This window comes from Salinisphaera sp. Q1T1-3 (genome assembly GCF_003602005.1).
Lineage (GTDB): Bacteria > Pseudomonadota > Gammaproteobacteria > Nevskiales > Salinisphaeraceae > Salinisphaera.
The window spans coordinates 15,806-32,193 of the sequence record NZ_QZWD01000001.1; the positions used below are offsets into that span (position 1 = coordinate 15,806).

Below are 16,388 nucleotides of genomic sequence, written 5' to 3' on the forward strand. Positions count from 1 at the left end.
AGCTCCGAATTATTCAATGCATCGCGTAGGCGTTGGGCACGGTTTCACGCAGAGCGAACTGTACGCAGGCATCGTGCTCGAATTCGTTGAGCTCGTCCTGTGCATCGTGTGTGCGCCCGGCTTCGGTGAGCCGTCCGCTGGCATCGAAGCTGACGATGGCGCCAATTGTCTTGACCTGAATTTCGCCGTTTTCGTTGGTGGTATCGTCGAATGCGACCTGGACATAACGCAGCTGCTGGTCAGCGAAACGGGGCAGATCCTGTTTGCCTTCGGCGACCGCGGAGGCCTCGTCCTCGTTGAATTCTTCGATGGCGCCTTCGTCCGTGAGCAGAAAATGACGGATCGACATGCAGTCCTCGTGCGCTTTGATAACGCTATGGATATAGACGCAAATCGTCGTTTTTCAAGCACCTGCCCGAAGAGTGGGTGCTTTGAGCTACAATGTTGGATGTATATCCAACGACGGTGGACGCGGTACTCGGGCCGCGTGCCGAACATGGGGCGTTGATGGCCAAGGCAGCAGCGAAGCAGTCGCGTGCAGGGCAATCCAGCAAGGCACAGAAAGCCGGACCGAAGTCGAGCCGCCGCGCGGCGGCCAATGACGCGGTTTCGGAGCCCAGTGCCTATCGGCAGCGAATGGGGCGTCTCGTGCGCGAGGCGGCGTTGTTCGTGGCTTTGGCCATCACGCTGTTTCTGTTTGTTGCCCTGAGCTCGTACAGCTCGGCCGATCCCGGGTGGGCAACGCCGGGCAACGGCACGGCGATCAAGAATCTGCTGGGCGCCCCGGGGGCCTGGTTCGCCGATGTATTGCTCGGGTTGTTCGGTTATCTCGGATTCGTCGCGCCGCTGCTGGTGCTCTACGCCGGCTGGCTGATCTACGCCGATCGCGACGCGACTACCGACGAAGCGTTGTCCAAGGGCGTGCGCGGCGTGTCGTTGCTGTTCTGTCTCATTGCAGCCTGTGGCCTGGCATGGCTGTTTCTTGGCAGCGCCCGGACGAGCCCCCTGCCGCAGGGAGGTGGCGGCATCATCGGCGCATTGGCCGCGGGATCGGTCGCGGGCCTCATCAATGCCCTTGGCGCCGCCTGGCTGTTGATCACCATCTTCATGATCACGTTGTCGATGGGCCTCGGTTTTTCCTGGCTCGGGGTGGCGGAGCGTATCGGCCAGATGGTGCTCGGCGGCGCCTATCGGGCGATCATGGGGCTGTTTGATCGCCTGGCTGCATGGCGGGCGAATTTCGCCGAACGCCGCGCCGAAGCACGCGCGGCGAAGGCCGCACGACCGGCCAGGCCGCCGAAGCCGCCCAAACCGGCAAAGACACCCAGGCCGGCGCCCGCGAGCGAGCCGAAAACTGGCGCGACGCCAGCCGCACCGTCGCCCGCGCCGGAGGCGGAGACCGCCCAGGCGTCGGCCCCGGCGATTCAAAAGCCTTCCAAAAAGGACAAGAAGAAAAACAAGGCTGCGAAACCTGCGGAACAGCTCAGCCTGGCGATGGAAGGCGATGTCGAGGTGCCGACCTACGATCCGGAGCGGGACAGCCCCATTCCGCCGGTTGCGTTACTCGATCCAGCGCGCGCGGCCAAGTCCGATCAGGACGATGCGGTGTTGCAGCATATGTCGGAGCAGCTCGAGCAGCATCTCTCCGATTTCAACGTGCAGGCCAAAGTCGTGGCCGTGCAGCCCGGCCCGGTCGTGACTCGGTTCGAGATCGACCCGGCGCCGGGGGTGAAGGTCAACCAGATTTCCAATCTGGCCAAGGATCTGGCGCGCGCGATGTCGACGACCAGCGTGCGTGTTGTCGAGGTGATCCCCGGCAAGTCGGTGGTCGGACTGGAGATTCCCAACGCGGATCGCGAGATCGTGGCGCTGCGCGAGATTCTGGAGGCCCCGGTCTACACCGATTCGAAATCGCCGCTGACGCTGGCGCTTGGCAAGGACATCGGCGGGGCGGCCGTTACGGCCGACCTGGCCAAGATGCCGCATATGCTGGTGGCCGGTACGACAGGCTCGGGTAAGTCGGTGGCGGTCAATGCCATGATCCTGTCGATACTGCACAAGGCGACGGCCGATCAGGTCCGACTGATCATGATCGATCCGAAGATGCTGGAACTGTCGGTCTACGAAGGCATTCCGCATCTTCTGGCACCGGTCGTCACCGATATGAAGGATGCCGCGAACGCGCTGCGCTGGTGTGTGGGCGAGATGGAGCGTCGCTACAAGCTGATGGCCGCCCTCGGCGTGCGCAACATGGCGGGCTTCAACACCAAGGTGCAGAAGGCGCTGGACGCCGGGCAGCCGATCGAGGACCCGATCGCGAAGAACGCGCAGTCGAACGAGGCCGCGGAGGCCGGTGAAGAGGTGCCCACGCTGGAGCCGTTGCCCGCAGTGGTGATCGTGGTCGACGAGCTGGCCGACATGATGATGGTGGTCGGCAAGAAGGTCGAGGAACTGATCGCGCGTATCGCCCAGAAGGCGCGCGCCGCCGGGCTGCACATGATTCTTGCGACACAGCGACCGTCGGTGGATGTGATCACCGGCCTGATCAAGGCCAATATTCCGACGCGAGTCGCCTTTCAGGTCGCCTCGAAGATTGACTCCCGCACGATTCTCGACCAACAGGGCGCCGAAAGCCTGCTCGGCCACGGCGATATGCTTTATCTCCCGCCGGGTACCGGCTTTTCCAATCGTGTTCACGGCGCCTTCGTCGACGATCACGAGGTGCACAGGGTGGTCGAATACATCAAGCAGACCGGCACGCCGGACTATATCGACGAAATTCTCGAAGGCGGCAGTGAAGGCGGCGAAGGCAGCGACGGCGAAGACGAGGACGCCGAGGCGGACCCGCTCTACGATCAGGCCGTGGCGATCGTGCTCAAGACGCGCAAGGCCTCGATCTCGTACGTGCAGCGCCGGCTGCGGGTGGGATACAACCGCTCGGCCCGGCTGATCGAGCAGATGGAGAACGCGGGCGTCGTCGGCCCGGCCGAAGGCAGCGGTGGTCGCGAGGTGCTGGCGCCGGCACCGCCTGATGAGGAATGATTGTGGGTCGCGGGTTCAGTCGGAATTCACGACGCGTGGCCGAGGCTTGCGCCCTGATTTGCCGCCGATGGCGGCTTCCGTGATGAGGAAGATTATGATGCGCCGAATTCGTCTGGTGGCAGCCGCACTGCTGCTCGGTGTGGCCGGTCTGGCACAGGCTGCGCCCGGTTCGACGGCACTCACCGATTTCTACAACAAGGTGAATACGCTGTCCGCGGACTTCCAGCAGGTGCAGCGTGACGATGACGGCAACGTGGTGCAGCAGGCCAGCGGCACGTTCCTGCTATCGCGTCCGGACAAGTTCCGCTGGACGTACAAGCAGCCGTATAAACAGGTCATCGTCAGCAATGGCAAGGTCTTCAAGTTCTATGACGTCGATTTGGCACAGGTGACCGTGCGCGATATCGGGGCTTCGCTTAAAGCCACGCCGGCGTTGCTGCTCACCGGCGGCGAAGCACTTTCCGATGCCTTTTCCATCAAGGATGCCGGCACGCACGACGGTCTGCACTGGGTGCACCTGACGCCGAAGGCCGACGATACAGACTTCCAGTCGGTGGATCTCGGCCTGAAGAACAATGTGCCCGCGCTGATGCGCTTGCACGATAATCTCGGCCAGACCACGAGCATCAGCTTCGGTAACGTCAAGGTCAATCCGAAGCTCGATGACAGCCGGTTCACGTTGAAGGTGCCCGACAACGTCGAGATCGTCGACAGCCGCGACCAGGCCGCGTCTGCGAATGGGGGCTGAGTCGGGCAGGGCCGATGCGCGGCCGCGCCATCTATTTGCGCTGTGGTTGCTCGTCGGGCTCGGTTTATGCGGTGTCTTCATCTACGGCTGTCTGATGCCGTCGCCCCCGAGCGAGCCGCAGATCCCGTATTTCGACAAGCTCGAGCATGCGTTTGCCTTCACCGTCATGGCGGCATGGTTCGGCACGCTGTTCGCCGGGCGTAACGGTCTCGTATTGCTGGCACTCAGCGCATTCGGCGTGCTCACGGAAGTGATGCAATGGGCCAGCGGCTATCGTGACGGCGATCCTCTGGACTGGATGGCCGATACTTTCGGTATCCTGATTGGCCTGGTTCTTGTCCGGGCCGGCGCCATGCGCTGGCTCGTCTATCTCGATCGACGTGTCGCAACAGCAAGAAATTGATCTCGACGATACGGCGGTGAATACCGCCCGCCCGCTGGCCGATCGGATGCGCCCGGCCACGCTCGAGGAATATGTCGGCCAGTCGCATATTCTGGGGGCCGACAAGCCCCTGGCGCGGGTGCTGGCCGCAGGTCGCATTCATTCGATGATCCTCTGGGGGCCGCCCGGCACCGGCAAGACGACGCTCGCGCGTCTGTTGGCCGACCGGGTCGCCATGCGATTCGTGCAGATCTCGGCGGTGATGGCCGGGGTCAAGGACATCCGCGCTGCGGTCGCCGAAGCCCGTGGCGCAAAGGCCGAGCAGGGGCAGGGCACGCTGTTGTTCGTCGATGAGGTGCATCGTTTCAACAAGGCACAACAGGACGGATTGCTGCCCTATGTGGAGGACGGCACCGTGGTCCTGGTCGGCGCGACGACGGAAAACCCTTCGTTCGAGGTGAATAACGCCCTGTTGTCCCGCACACGGACATACGTTCTGCGGGCCTTGGACGTGGCGGCGATTCGTGCGCTCATCGATCGGGCGCTTGGCGACGACGTGCGCGGACTGGCCGCGACCGGGGTCGACATGGCGCCCGACCTGCGTGATCAGCTCGCCGCGCGTGCCGATGGCGATGCGCGACGCGCGCTCAACCTGCTCGAACTGGCGGCCGACATCGCGGCCGGCCGTGATGATCACGCGATCACGCAGGACGAGCTCGATGAAGTGTTGCGCGAAGGGCTGCGACGCTTCGACAAGGGCGGGGACTATTTCTACGACCAGATGTCAGCGCTTCACAAGAGCGTGCGGGGCAGCGACCCGGATGCGACCGTGTACTGGATGTCGCGCATGCTGGATGCCGGGTGCGATCCGCGCTATATCGCGCGGCGCGTGACGCGCATGGCCAGCGAAGACATCGGCAACGCGGACCCGCGCGCGTTGCGCATCGCGCTGGATGCCTGGGACACCTATGAGCGTCTCGGCTCGCCCGAGGGCGAGCTCACCATCGCGCAGGCCGCGATCTATCTGGCATGTGCGCCGAAGTCCAACGCCGTTTATACCGCCTACAAGGCTGCGATGGCGGCGGCCAGGGAACATGGCACGCTCGACGTGCCGATGCATATTCGCAATGCCCCCACGCGCCTGATGAAGGATCTGGGCTACGGCGATGGATATCGGTACGCGCACAACGAAGACGACGGGTACGCGGCGGGGGATACGTATCTTCCGGAAGCCCTCGTCGGCACGCACTACTATGAGCCGGTGCCGCGCGGCCTGGAAATCAAGATCGGGGAAAAGCTGGCGCGTCTGCGGGCTCGGGATGCACACGGACCGGCCCGCGAGACCAAAAGCCATCCCGAATCCGATAACGGCGGCTGAGCAGCGCTTGTTGCCGGGCCCTGCGCACGGCGGTCCGACCCATGGATCGCCCTGGGGCCGGTTAACCCTATCCGCGCGGGCTGTCTTGCGGCCCAGAATCGCGATCCGGCCAGGGGTAGCGCCGGCCGCGCTAGGGCCTGTTGATGTGTCGTTCGAGCGTCTTTTCGTCGAGAGACCGCCGTGTGTCCGGCAAGGCGCGAGTCGCCCATCGTGGCGTGTCACGATTCAGGCTCACAACGCTGCAGGGCGCGATGTCGGGCGCAACCCGAAGGGACGAGGCTTGTGTGTCCCGCAATCCGGCGTTGCCGCTGCGCTCCGGCTGCCTTGTCTTGCCTGAAGGGCGGCCGGCGACTCACGCGGATAGGGGGACCGACCGTGGTCGAAGCCGGTCGCGATGCATCATGTGGCTTCCTGCCGTTGTTATCCGCGAACCGCGTGACGACGCCACAATCGGCGGCGGCGACGCATCAGTGCCGCCCGCTCGTGTCCGCCGCTATGATCTGTGCAGCGCAATCCAGTAGATCGGACGCCACGATATCCGGCCGTGCGGCCGATGCATGTCGCGTTGCGTGACCGCGCGCCACGAAAGCGGCCCGCAAGCCAGCGTGCATGGCCCCCGAGGTATCCCAATCGTGGGCGGCAATCAGGCGCAGGTCGCCTGGCGCGACGCCCAGCGCTTCGATGGCGACGGCATAGGCTTTCGGATGCGGTTTGTAGCATCGCGCTGGCGCCACCGAGAGCACGTAATCGAATCGATGGGTGAGCCCGGCGTGGCGGAACTGGGCATCGACCGTCGCCTGAGCCGAATTGGTTAGCGCGGTTAATGAAAACCCGGCTTCGGAGAGCTTTTCCAGCGCGGTCACGGCCTCGGCATGTGGCGGCAGATGGGCAATCGCGTCGAAGACCCGAGCGCGTGCGGTATCACTCAGGTGGCAATCGCGTTCGGCTGCCAGCTGGCACAGGGCGTGTTCGGCCAGGGTCGTGAAATCGACGAAACGATCGGTCAGCGTCACGACGGTGGACCAGTGCAGCAATCGATTGAACCAGTCGCGACGCGCCCGAGGATCACCAAAGATATCGGCAAAGAGCGCGTCGAGCGGGGAGAGGTCGAGCAGTGTTTCGTTGACGTCGAAGACGAGATGTGTGGCAGCCATGGCGCAATATCCGGCTCGTGGCGAATCGGGCAATCACGATATCGCAGGATGCAATGCCTGCGTTGCAGGGACAGGACAGCCAGGCCGGCGACGAATATCCATCGCATTATTGCGCAGAGCGCGCGTGGTGGACCAGGTGGACACTGGTTCCGCCAAGCCGAGACGACGACAACCCACATCAAGGGCGCCCGGCTTGGCCGCCGGGCGGGCGCGATCCCGCAAATCGGGCAGCAGAGGCCAACCTGAATTCAACCACACAGACCTGTGCGCCATGGCTCGTGCAGGACATGCCGCGGCGGGGGTCGGCTGCCGGCGCCTCGGAGGATTCGCCGTGCCGGGACAACCAGGCGGTTATGGTCTGGCGTCCATCGGTAATGGATAATCTGGATTTTTCAGTTGCTATCGGCGAGTGCTCTTGGCCTGCGTATCGTCAAAAGGTCTATACTCGATCCGTTGTAATTTGTTTTGTTTCCATCACATCGCCAAGGCAGGTCTCATGGCAGCCACTCCGAACGCGGACAGCATGCGCAAGGTGATCATCGCGGACGATCATCCTCTGTTTCGTACGGCGCTTTCCCAAGCGGTGACGCAGGCGCTAGGGCAGCCGGACCTCGTCGCGTTGGGGAGTGTGGAAGAGCTCAATGCCTGGCTTGCCGAATCGGGCAGCGAAGCCGATCTGTTGCTGCTGGATCTCAACATGCCCGGTGCCCGCGGGTACTCGTCGCTGGTGCATGCCAAAAGCGTGGTGCCGACGCTGCCGGTGATCGTGGTCTCGGCGCACGAGGATGCCAGCGTGGCACAGGCCTCGGTGGAACACGGCGCCTCCGGCTTCATTCCCAAGTCCGCGTCGCCGGAGGTCATGGCCCAGGCGATCGATGAAGTCCTGGCCGGGCGGACGTGGCTGCCCGAAGGCACCGAGGATGCCCAGGCGGCCAAGGACGATTTCACCGAGAAGCTGGCAACGCTGACCCCGCAGCAACAACGTGTGTTGATGATGCTGACCGATGGCCTGCTCAACAAGCAGATCGCCATCGACCTGGATATCTCGGAGGCCACGGTCAAGGCGCATATCACGGCGATCCTGCGCAAGCTGGATGTCCACACACGGACACAGGCCGTGATCGCTGCGCGCAGCCTTGAAATCGACTGGCAGAGTTACGCACGAAAAGAACTCGGCTCCGGTTCCTGAGCCGAGACGACGCACATGGACCGCGCGACCGTGTAGGCGCGGCATCGCCGCGCGCTCAGACGCCGTACGGCGTGATGCCAAGGCCGCAGGTATCGCCCATCGATGGCGATCTATTGCAGGGCCCTGTTTCTGTAGGCTTTACGCATGATCTTGCTTTGTGCGCCAGGGCCCATGCGCGAAGAGTGACAAATTCATTGCGCTGAACGTCACGCGCGCTATATATTTGTGTGGCAGAAGTTATAAGAAAAATAACCAAGCGACGCGTGTGTTCTCTACATTCAGTACATGGGCTCGTTAATGAAAAACATCGTTCGTAAAGCCGCTTTTGTCGGGGCCGTCTTTCTTGTCAGCGGTGGTATCGCCCAGGCGACGCAGATTACTTTCGAGCAGTCCCTGGATCGCGACAGCGTGCCTACCTCGTCGGTTTCGGGTGTCCGCAGCGTCGATTTCAACAGTGGTCTCTGCGGCTATGCCAGTTGCACCGGCAACTACGAGATTTTGAGCGACAGCGTGCTACACCCGGGCCCATATACCGGTTCCCGACGCGATCCGACCAAGTTCTTGAGTGTCGTCGGCGTCGCACCGGCCACCTTTGGTCTCGGTCAGAGTGCCAATTATTTCGGTCTGCTATGGGGCTCGGCCGATCCGGGTAACCTGATCCGGTTTCTCGACGGTCGCAATGTGGTGGCCAGTTACAACGGCGCCAGCATCTTTTCCGGTGCAACCGATGGCAGCCAGAGCCTGGCGGCCAGCAACCGTTACGTGAATTTCTTCAATCTACCGTCCTTCATTACGGTTGAGTTCTCCAGCTCGACCTATGGCTTCGAGAGCGATAACCATACGTTTGGTAACGTCAGCTTCCGTGACGTGCCCGAGCCCGGCTCGCTGGCGATGTTTGCGCTGGGCCTTTGTGGTCTCGGCTGGCTCGTACGACGTCGTCAGGGCAAGCCGGCGGACTCGGCAGCGCAGCTCTGACCGTTTGACGGCTCATGGCCGGCATCGGTTGTAGGAGCGACGCACGCGGTTGTTCCAGAGCCGGTTGATAGATTGACGGTGATGCTTGGTTTCGAATAGGCCCTGCGGTTGATGATCGCGGGGCGTGTCTCGTCGTGCGATCAGACCCTGCTGAACAATCCGGAAGGGCAAGCGTCTGGCTTCGTCCGACATGCCGCATCGGCGTTGTCGCGATTACTCGGAAACCGGCGGATGACCGGCGGCGTCGGCCACCGGCGCAGGGCGCGCTGTCATCGTGCAGCTCTCGATGGACCCGCGTCGCGCTCCTCGGCACAACCCGTCGGAACAAGCGCCTCCGGATCAAAAATGAAGCGGCAGTTCAAGGTGGCAGCACGCTGACGTGGAACCGCACGCGATGCGTGCGACGCCTCGTCTTGCCGCTCATCGTCAATGTCAGGCGCGCCGGACCGGGACGCACACGAAACATTGAAAGATCCGGGGCGGTTTGTCAGTAGACTTCGACTTCGCCAGCGATGGTCGGTCCGTAAATGGCAGCGCGTAGTTTGACCGGCCCGATCGGCTTGTAGATGATCCCGGTACTGCTGGCCTCCGCGCGGGCGACGATGGTCTGGTCGCGGTTTGCGGTGACGAGCAGGAAACGGGTATCGGGAAAATCCGGGCGCAGGCGCTCGATGCGGCTCATGCCGTTTTCCACGTCCGCGCCGAGATCGTAATCGAAGATGGCCACGTCGAAGGATTCGTCGGCCATGATGGCCGCGGCGTCCTCGGGCGGCGCGGTCATGCAATCGATGTCCCAGCGCTCGAGCAGGCCGACGAGTGCATCGAGCGAAGCCGGATCGTCGTCGACGCAAAGCGCCGTTCCGATCGACTTGTGCCCGGCTTTGTCGCTGTCTTCGGCATGTGGTTGCGCCGGGGCAGTCTCCGGGGCGACGCGTTCCACGGTCAGGCGAAAGACCGTACCCCGACCGGGCTTGGAGTCGACGTCGATGCGATGGCCGAGCAGCCGGGACATCCGGTCGGCCAGGGAAAGGCCCAGGCCGAGCCCGCGTTCGGCCGCGCCGTGGCTGGTCGTGCCGCGCTGGAACTCCTCGAAGATCGAGCCGAGCTGATCGGTCTCGATGCCCGGGCCGGTATCCCAGATCTCGATGCGCAGAGCCTCACGTTGCCGGCGTGCGCCGATCAGCACATGGCCGGTTTCGGTGTAGCGCACGGCGTTGGACAGAAAATTCTGCAGGATGCGCCGCAGCAGGTTGGGATCGCTGCGGACCCAGGCCGAGCAGGGCACGGCATGTAAAGACAGGCCGGCATTGCGTGCGAGCACTTCGAATTCATGCGTCAGCGGATCGAGAATGCGGGATAGCGGGAAGGATTGGGGTTTCACGTCCCACGCGCCGGCGTCGATCTTGGAGATATCGAGCAATGGCTCGAGCAGTGTCTGGGCCGATTCCAGCGATGCCTGGATCTGCTTAAGCGCACTGTGCTGGGCATCCCGCGTGCCTTGCTCTGCGCCGGCCGCAAACAGGCGGGCGGCGTTGAGCGGCTGCAGCAGATCGTGGCTGGCGGCCGCCAGGAAACGCGTTTTCGACAGATTGGCGCGTTCGGCGTCGCGTCGCGCTTCAAGGGCAGCGCGCTGGGCGACGGCGCGTTGTTCGTTTTCCCGGCGCAGGCCTGCGTTGGCGCGCGAGAGCTCCTCGGTGCGCGCGGAGACCCGGGCTTCGAGTTCTTCGTTCATCCGCGTCAGCGCGGCCTCGTTGCGCTTGAACTCGGTGATGTCGTTGAACGTCGTCACGAAGCCGCCCCCGGGCATGGGGTTGCCGGTCATCTGCAACACTGTGTTGTTGCGTCGGTGACGTTCGAACTGGTGTGGCTTGCCTTCGCGCAGGTGTTCAAGCCGCTTGCGCACGTGCTCTTCGACCGAGCCGGGCCCGCATTCGCCGCGCATGGCATTGAAGCGGATCAGGTCGGCGATATGTCGGCCGGTACGCGCCAGGCCGGGCGGGTACTCGAAAAGCTCGAGATAGCGCGTGTTCCAGGCCACGAGCCGCAGATCCTGATCGACCACCGAGATGCCCTGATCGATGTTCTCCAGGGCAGCCTGCAACACATTGCGATTGAACTGGACCGCATCGGCCGTGCGATCCAGCAGGCGGACCATGTCGTCGAGCGCGAGATCGCGCTGTCGCAGCCCGCTGGCGAGCATCAATCGTGCCGAGGAACTGCCGACCACGCCGGCCAGTCGTTGTTCGGCGAACTGCAGCAATGAGGCATCCACGATCTGGTGGGTCAGCAGCTGCCGATCGTGATGGCCGGCATATTCATTGAGCGCGGCCCGAGCCGACTGCGGCCCGAGAAAACGCTGTAACAGCACCTCGAGCTCCCCGACCCGGATCGCCGGCGGACGCACGTCCGAGCGCGACGCGCTGGCGCGGCGGACGCCGAGGTTCACGAACGCCACCGCCTGTGCCCGCTCGATGAGCGTGATCGATGTATTCATCGAAACAGCGGCGGTGACGAAGATCTGGACCGCCAGTGTCCAGAACACGCCGTGGGTGAGCGGATCGCCGAAATGCGTGTCGAACAGTGCCTGTGGCTGGAGCCAGTCGATATCGAGCGGACCGGTGGTCAGCCAGGCATCCGGCAGCCAGCCCTGCACGGCCATCATCGGCAGCACGAGCGTGTACAGCCAGACGATGAGCCCGGCGATCAGCCCGTTCATTGCGCCGCGCCGGGTGATGCGCCGGATGAAGATGCCACCGATCATGGGCGTGACGAACAGCACGGCACCGGATAACGACAGCAGGCCGATCCCGGCCAGCGTCTGTCCGGTCGCGAACAGGCGATACACGCCCCAGGCCATGATCAGAATGAGACCGATGAGCACGCGCCGGGTGATCAGCAACGAGCGGCTCAGGTCGCGCGACTGGCCGAATTTCACCCAGGGCAGGCGCATCACCACCGGAACGACGACTTCGTTGCACAGCATCGTGGCCAGCGTGATCGTGGCCATGATCACCATGCTGGTCGCCGCGGACAGGCCGCCTACGTAGGCGGCCAGCGTCAGCCAGGACGAGCCGTTGGCCAGGGTCAGGGCCATCACGAAGCGATCCGGCTCGACCGTCGTGGTGCCGAACAGAACGATGCCGGCCGCGGCCAGGGGCACGACGAACAACGACATCAGGAACAGATAGACCGGAAACAGCCAGCGTGCAGTGGCCAGATCGCGGCTGTCGGTGTTCTCGACGACGCCCACGTGAAACTGGCGCGGCAGGCAGAACACCGCGGCCGTGGACAGCACGAGGATTGTGATGAAGCGCGGCGTGATCAGTGGCGCGTTGAACAACGCGTTGAAGCTGTCCGTGGCATGCGCACGGGCCATCAGCTCGCCGAGCCCGCCGAACATCACGAATGTGACATAGGCGCCGACGATGCTGAACATGCTGAGCTTGATCAGCGACTCGAACGCGATCGCGCGAATGATCCCCTGGTGGGATTCGCGCGGGTTCACGTGCCGGGTACCGAAGGCGACGGTGAAGATCGCCATGCCAATGGCCACCAGCAGGCCGGTGTCGGTCCAGCCGGACAGCGCGATATCCGAGCCGGGTCGGCTGTAGACGCCGTGCACGATGGTATTGAACGACATCGTGATCGCATCGAGCTGTAGCGCGATATAGGGCAGGATCACGACCAGGGCGACCAAGGCGACCAGCCCCGCCAGACTCTGCGACTTGCCGTAGCGCGCGCCGATGAAGTCGGCGATCGAGGTCGTATTCTGCTGCTTGGCGATCAGCAGCATCTTGCGCAGGACCGGCGCGAACACGCCGAAGGCGATGATCGGGCCGATGTAGACCGCCAGATAGCTCCAGCCGTCGGTCGCCGCGGCGCCCACGTTGCCGAAGAACGACCACGACGTGCAGTAAACGGCCAGCGACAGCGCATAGATCACCGGTCGCGGCCCCGGCCGACGGCGCCGACGCCCGCGTCGATCGCCCTGATAGGCGATATAGAACAGCAGGCCGAGATAGATCAGCGAAATCGTGATGAGCAGCCAGGGACCGATGACGAGTTCTCCTTGGGCCGTACAGGCAAAAGCGATACGCGTGACGGGTGCGACTGCAGCCGCGTCGACAGCCGACTATAATGCGCGCGACCACTCCAGCGACCAAACCGTCATGCTCGATCCCCGTCTGCTCCGTCAAGATCCGCACGGCGTGGCCGAGCGCCTCGCGCGTCGTGGCTACGCCTTCGATGCCACGGCCTATGCCGCGCTCGATGACCAGCGAAAAACATTGCAGACGCAGGCCGAGGAGCTCCAGGCCGAGCGCAACCAGCGCTCGAAGTCGATCGGCAAGGCCAAGGCCGCCGGAGACGATATCGAGCCGCTCAAGGCGGCTGTCGCCGGGCTCGGGGAACGACTGGATGCAGCCAAGACCGAACTGGAACAGGTCCAGGCCGAGCTTGAAGCGATTCAGCAGGATCTGCCGAACCTGCCCGACGACGCCATGCCGGACGGCGCCGATGAAAGCGACAATCGTGTCCTGCGGGAGGTGGGCACGCCGCGCGCCTTCGATTTTGCGGTGCGCGATCATGTCGCCGTCGGGGAAGGGCTCGGCGGTCTCGACGCGCCCACAGCCGCCAGGATCACCGGCGCGCGCTTCACCGTGCTGTCCGGCGGCGTGGCACGCCTGCACCGCGCGCTGATCGCCTTCATGCTCGATACGCACACCGGGACCGGCTACACCGAAGTCAACGTGCCTTACATCGTCAACGCGGATGCGCTGTACGGCACCGGTCAGCTGCCCAAGTTCGGGGACGACCTGTTCCGACTGGTCGAGCCGGAAGACTATTATCTGATTCCAACGGCCGAAGTGCCGGTATCGAACATGGTTGCGGGTGAGATCATCGAGCCCGAGCGACTGCCACTGCGCTACGTCGCGCATACGCCGTGCTTTCGAGCCGAGGCGGGCGCGGCCGGCCGCGATGTCCGCGGCATGATCCGCCAGCATCAGTTCGAAAAGGTCGAACTGATCAATATCGCGCATCCGGATGACTCGACTGCCTGCCACGAGGCGATGCTGGCGTCGGCCGAGCGCGTGCTGGCGGCACTCGAACTGCCTTATCGCGTGGTCGACCTGTGCGGTGGGGACATCGGTTTCTCGGCGGCGCGGACCTTCGATCTCGAAGTCTGGTTGCCCAGCCAGGAGACATACCGCGAGATCTCGTCGATCAGCAACACCCGGGATTTCCAGGCGCGCCGCATGGGCGCGCGCTATCGCGATGCCGAGACCGGCAAGCCGCGCCTGCTGCATACGCTCAACGGGTCGGGCGTGGCCGCCGGCCGGGCGCTGGTCGCCGTGCTGGAGAATCATCAGCAGGCCGACGGCAGCGTCCGGGTGCCCGACGCGCTCGTGCCCTACATGGGCGGTCTGCGCACCATCGTCGCGGCCTGAGCCCGATCCCGGGCCGGCATGCCTGAATGCCGGCTGCGACGTCGCGGCCGCCGGCCCACCGCGCTGTCGCTCAGCGCAGCGGCAGCTCCGGCCATAGTTCGCGCAGCAGGTCATCGAAGCGCGGGCCGGGATAGGTCTCGATCGCGCGGTCGATGATCTGCGGCGTCAGATGGGGGGCGAACATGCCGATGAAGCGGCGCATGTAGCCGGCGAGGAACAGGTTGCGGCGAAAGCCGATGTGAGTCGTGCTCGACTCGAAGAGATGGCTGGCATCGAGTTGCACGAGATCGCTGTCCGTTGTCGCGTCGTAGGCCATGTTGGCAACGACTCCGACGCCGAGCCCGAGGCGGACATACGTCTTGATGACGTCGGCATCGACAGCCGTCAGCACCACGTTCGGCGTCATGCCGTGTTCGGCGAAGGCATTGTCCAGATGCGAGCGGCCGGTGAAGCCGAAGGTGTAGGTCACGATCGGATGGTCGGCGAGTGCGGCGATCGTCAGTTCGTCGACATTGGCCAGGGGGTGATCGCGCGGGACCAGCACGCAGCGATTCCAGTGATAGCAGGGCAGCATGATCAGCTCGTCGAAATGCTCGAGCGCCTCGGTGGCGATCGCGAAATCGGCATCGCCGGCTGCGGCCCAGCCGGCGATCTGCGGCGGCGCGCCCTGGTTCAGATGCAGCGAGACTTTCGGATAGGCCGTGCGGAATCGGGCAATCGTGTCGGGCAGCGCATAGCGGGCCTGGGTATGCGTGGTGGCCACGCAAAGCGAGCCCCGGTCGGCGTCGGCGAACTCGCTGGCCGTGCGGTTGATGTTGTCCACCTCGGACAACACGCGACGCGTGGTCTCCAGAATTCGCTGGCCGGCCGGCGTGATGCCGTCGAGATGCTTGCCGTTGCGCTCGAAGATCAGCAGCCCGAGCTCTTCCTCCAGCAGGCGGATCTGCTTGCTCACACCGGGTTGTGATGTGTGCAGAGACTTCGCGGCCGCGGTGATGTTGAGCTTCTGGCGCGCGACTTCATGGATGTATTGGAGTTGTCGAAGCTTCACGTTGTTTCGATATGCGAAATCGTTCTCACTGAATGATTGCATATCACTTTGAGTATTGAAACGGCGGTGATAGGGTGCCGGCTTTCCGGCAGCGGCCGAGCACGGGCTGCACGCCGACGATTTCACAAGGATCCTGCATGTTCTCGTTTTCGATAGCCGGACTCGTCGTCGGTGCGGCAGTCGGCCTCACCGGGGTCGGTGGCGGCTCGTTGATGACGCCGCTGCTCATCCTGCTGTTCGGTTTCGCCCCCTCGGCAGCCGTTGGCACCGACCTGTTGTACGCCGCGGGTACCAAGGCTTTTGGTACCTGGCTGCACGGGCGGCAGCAGACGGTGGACTGGCGTGTCGTCGGGCTCATGGCGTCGGGCAGTATCCCGGCCGCGATCCTGACTGTCGCGATGCTGCACCATGTCGGGATCACCCCGGCGGTGCAGGAGATGATGGTCCTGGTACTCGCGTTTGCGATGGTGCTCACCGCGATTCTGACCTTCGTGCGCCGGCCGCTTGTCGCCTGGCTGCACAAGCGCATGGTCTTTGCCTCGGCCGATCGTCAGAGGCTGCTCAAGCTGCGCCCGGCGATCACCGTCGCCGGTGGCGTCGCGCTCGGCGTGCTGGTCAGCCTGTCCTCGGTCGGCGCGGGCGTACTGGGCACCACCATGCTGCTGATTCTCTACCCCAACACCCGCGCCGTACGGATCGTGGGCACGGATATCGCACATGCGGTGCCCTTGACGCTGATTGCCGGGCTCGGTCATCTCACGCTGGGCACCACCGACATTCCGGTGCTGTTCATGCTCCTGCTGGGCTCCATACCGGGGATCTATATCGGCACACGTCTGGCCTCGCGCATGCCGGACGGCGCCTTGCGTCCGATCATCGCTGTCTTGTTGTTCGGCATCGCGGTGAGCATGATCTTCAAGACCATGCACCTGTGATCGCACTATCGACGCGTGTTGATGAAAAGGTATCGGCGGGCCGGGCACGGGTGCGACGAGTGCTTGTGATGCGGCGATCGTTGACGC

The 16,388-nt window shown here is 63.9% G+C and carries 12 protein-coding genes; 8 read left to right on the forward strand and 4 right to left on the reverse strand.

Translation table 11 applies throughout. The features are described 5' to 3' along the window. Positions 1-13: 13 nt before the first annotated feature. Positions 14-349, reverse strand: a complete 336-nt coding sequence (locus tag D3260_RS00070; protein WP_120096438.1) for a hypothetical protein — start codon at positions 347-349, stop codon at positions 14-16. A 158-nt stretch (positions 350-507) separates the two neighbouring features. Between D3260_RS00070 and D3260_RS00075 the strand changes: the two genes are divergently transcribed. The 4 genes from D3260_RS00075 (at position 508) to D3260_RS00090 (ending at position 5,550) form a co-directional block, all read left to right on the forward strand. After that, complete coding sequence (locus D3260_RS00075; RefSeq protein WP_120096906.1) at positions 508-3,042, forward strand: DNA translocase FtsK; 2,535 nt, start codon at positions 508-510, stop codon at positions 3,040-3,042. A 97-nt stretch (positions 3,043-3,139) separates the two neighbouring features. Next, positions 3,140-3,790, forward strand: coding sequence for an outer membrane lipoprotein chaperone LolA (lolA, locus tag D3260_RS00080; protein ID WP_158583318.1), 651 nt, complete (start codon positions 3,140-3,142; stop codon positions 3,788-3,790). 94 nt (positions 3,791-3,884) lie between these two features. Then, on the forward strand, positions 3,885-4,193 hold the full coding sequence (locus D3260_RS00085; RefSeq protein ID WP_147418062.1) for a VanZ family protein: 309 nt from the start codon (positions 3,885-3,887) through the stop codon (positions 4,191-4,193). Continuing rightward, positions 4,171-5,550: a replication-associated recombination protein A gene (locus tag D3260_RS00090; protein ID WP_120096443.1), complete on the forward strand. Its 1,380-nt coding sequence runs from the start codon at positions 4,171-4,173 to the stop codon at positions 5,548-5,550. The genes D3260_RS00085 and D3260_RS00090 overlap by 23 nt, the downstream gene beginning before the upstream one ends. 467 nt (positions 5,551-6,017) lie before the next feature. Here the strand turns inward: D3260_RS00090 and D3260_RS00095 are convergent, their stop codons facing one another. Continuing rightward, positions 6,018-6,704 carry a haloacid dehalogenase type II gene (locus D3260_RS00095; protein WP_120096444.1) on the reverse strand — a complete coding sequence of 229 codons (687 nt, stop codon included), beginning with the start codon at positions 6,702-6,704 and terminating at the stop codon, positions 6,018-6,020. A 496-nt stretch (positions 6,705-7,200) separates the two neighbouring features. On the opposite strand from D3260_RS00095, the gene D3260_RS00100 reads away from it, so the two are divergent. After that, positions 7,201-7,893: a response regulator transcription factor gene (locus D3260_RS00100; RefSeq protein ID WP_233543888.1), complete on the forward strand. Its 693-nt coding sequence runs from the start codon at positions 7,201-7,203 to the stop codon at positions 7,891-7,893. A 297-nt stretch (positions 7,894-8,190) separates the two neighbouring features. After that, positions 8,191-8,868 carry a PEP-CTERM sorting domain-containing protein gene (locus D3260_RS00105; RefSeq protein ID WP_158583319.1) on the forward strand — a complete coding sequence of 226 codons (678 nt, stop codon included), beginning with the start codon at positions 8,191-8,193 and terminating at the stop codon, positions 8,866-8,868. 487 nt (positions 8,869-9,355) lie between these two features. Here D3260_RS00105 and D3260_RS00110 read toward each other — a convergent pair whose 3' ends face one another. Continuing rightward, a complete protein-coding gene (locus D3260_RS00110) occupies positions 9,356-12,811 on the reverse strand; it encodes a PAS domain-containing hybrid sensor histidine kinase/response regulator (protein ID WP_120096447.1) in 3,456 nt (1,151 codons plus the stop codon). Positions 12,812-13,037: 226 nt separating this feature from the next. Here D3260_RS00110 and serS point away from each other — a divergent pair, with 226 nt between their 5' ends. After that, a complete protein-coding gene (serS, locus tag D3260_RS00115; protein ID WP_120096449.1) occupies positions 13,038-14,315 on the forward strand; it encodes a serine--tRNA ligase in 1,278 nt (425 codons plus the stop codon). A gap of 70 nt (positions 14,316-14,385) precedes the next feature. Here the strand turns inward: serS and cysB are convergent, their stop codons facing one another. Further along, positions 14,386-15,366, reverse strand: coding sequence for an HTH-type transcriptional regulator CysB (gene cysB, locus D3260_RS00120; protein WP_120096908.1), 981 nt, complete (start codon positions 15,364-15,366; stop codon positions 14,386-14,388). Between the two features lie 137 nt (positions 15,367-15,503). Here cysB and D3260_RS00125 point away from each other — a divergent pair, with 137 nt between their 5' ends. Further along, the gene (locus D3260_RS00125) at positions 15,504-16,301 is read left to right on the forward strand and encodes a sulfite exporter TauE/SafE family protein (RefSeq protein WP_120096450.1); all 798 of its coding nucleotides are present in this window, start codon (positions 15,504-15,506) and stop codon (positions 16,299-16,301) included. Positions 16,302-16,388 lie beyond the last annotated feature (87 nt).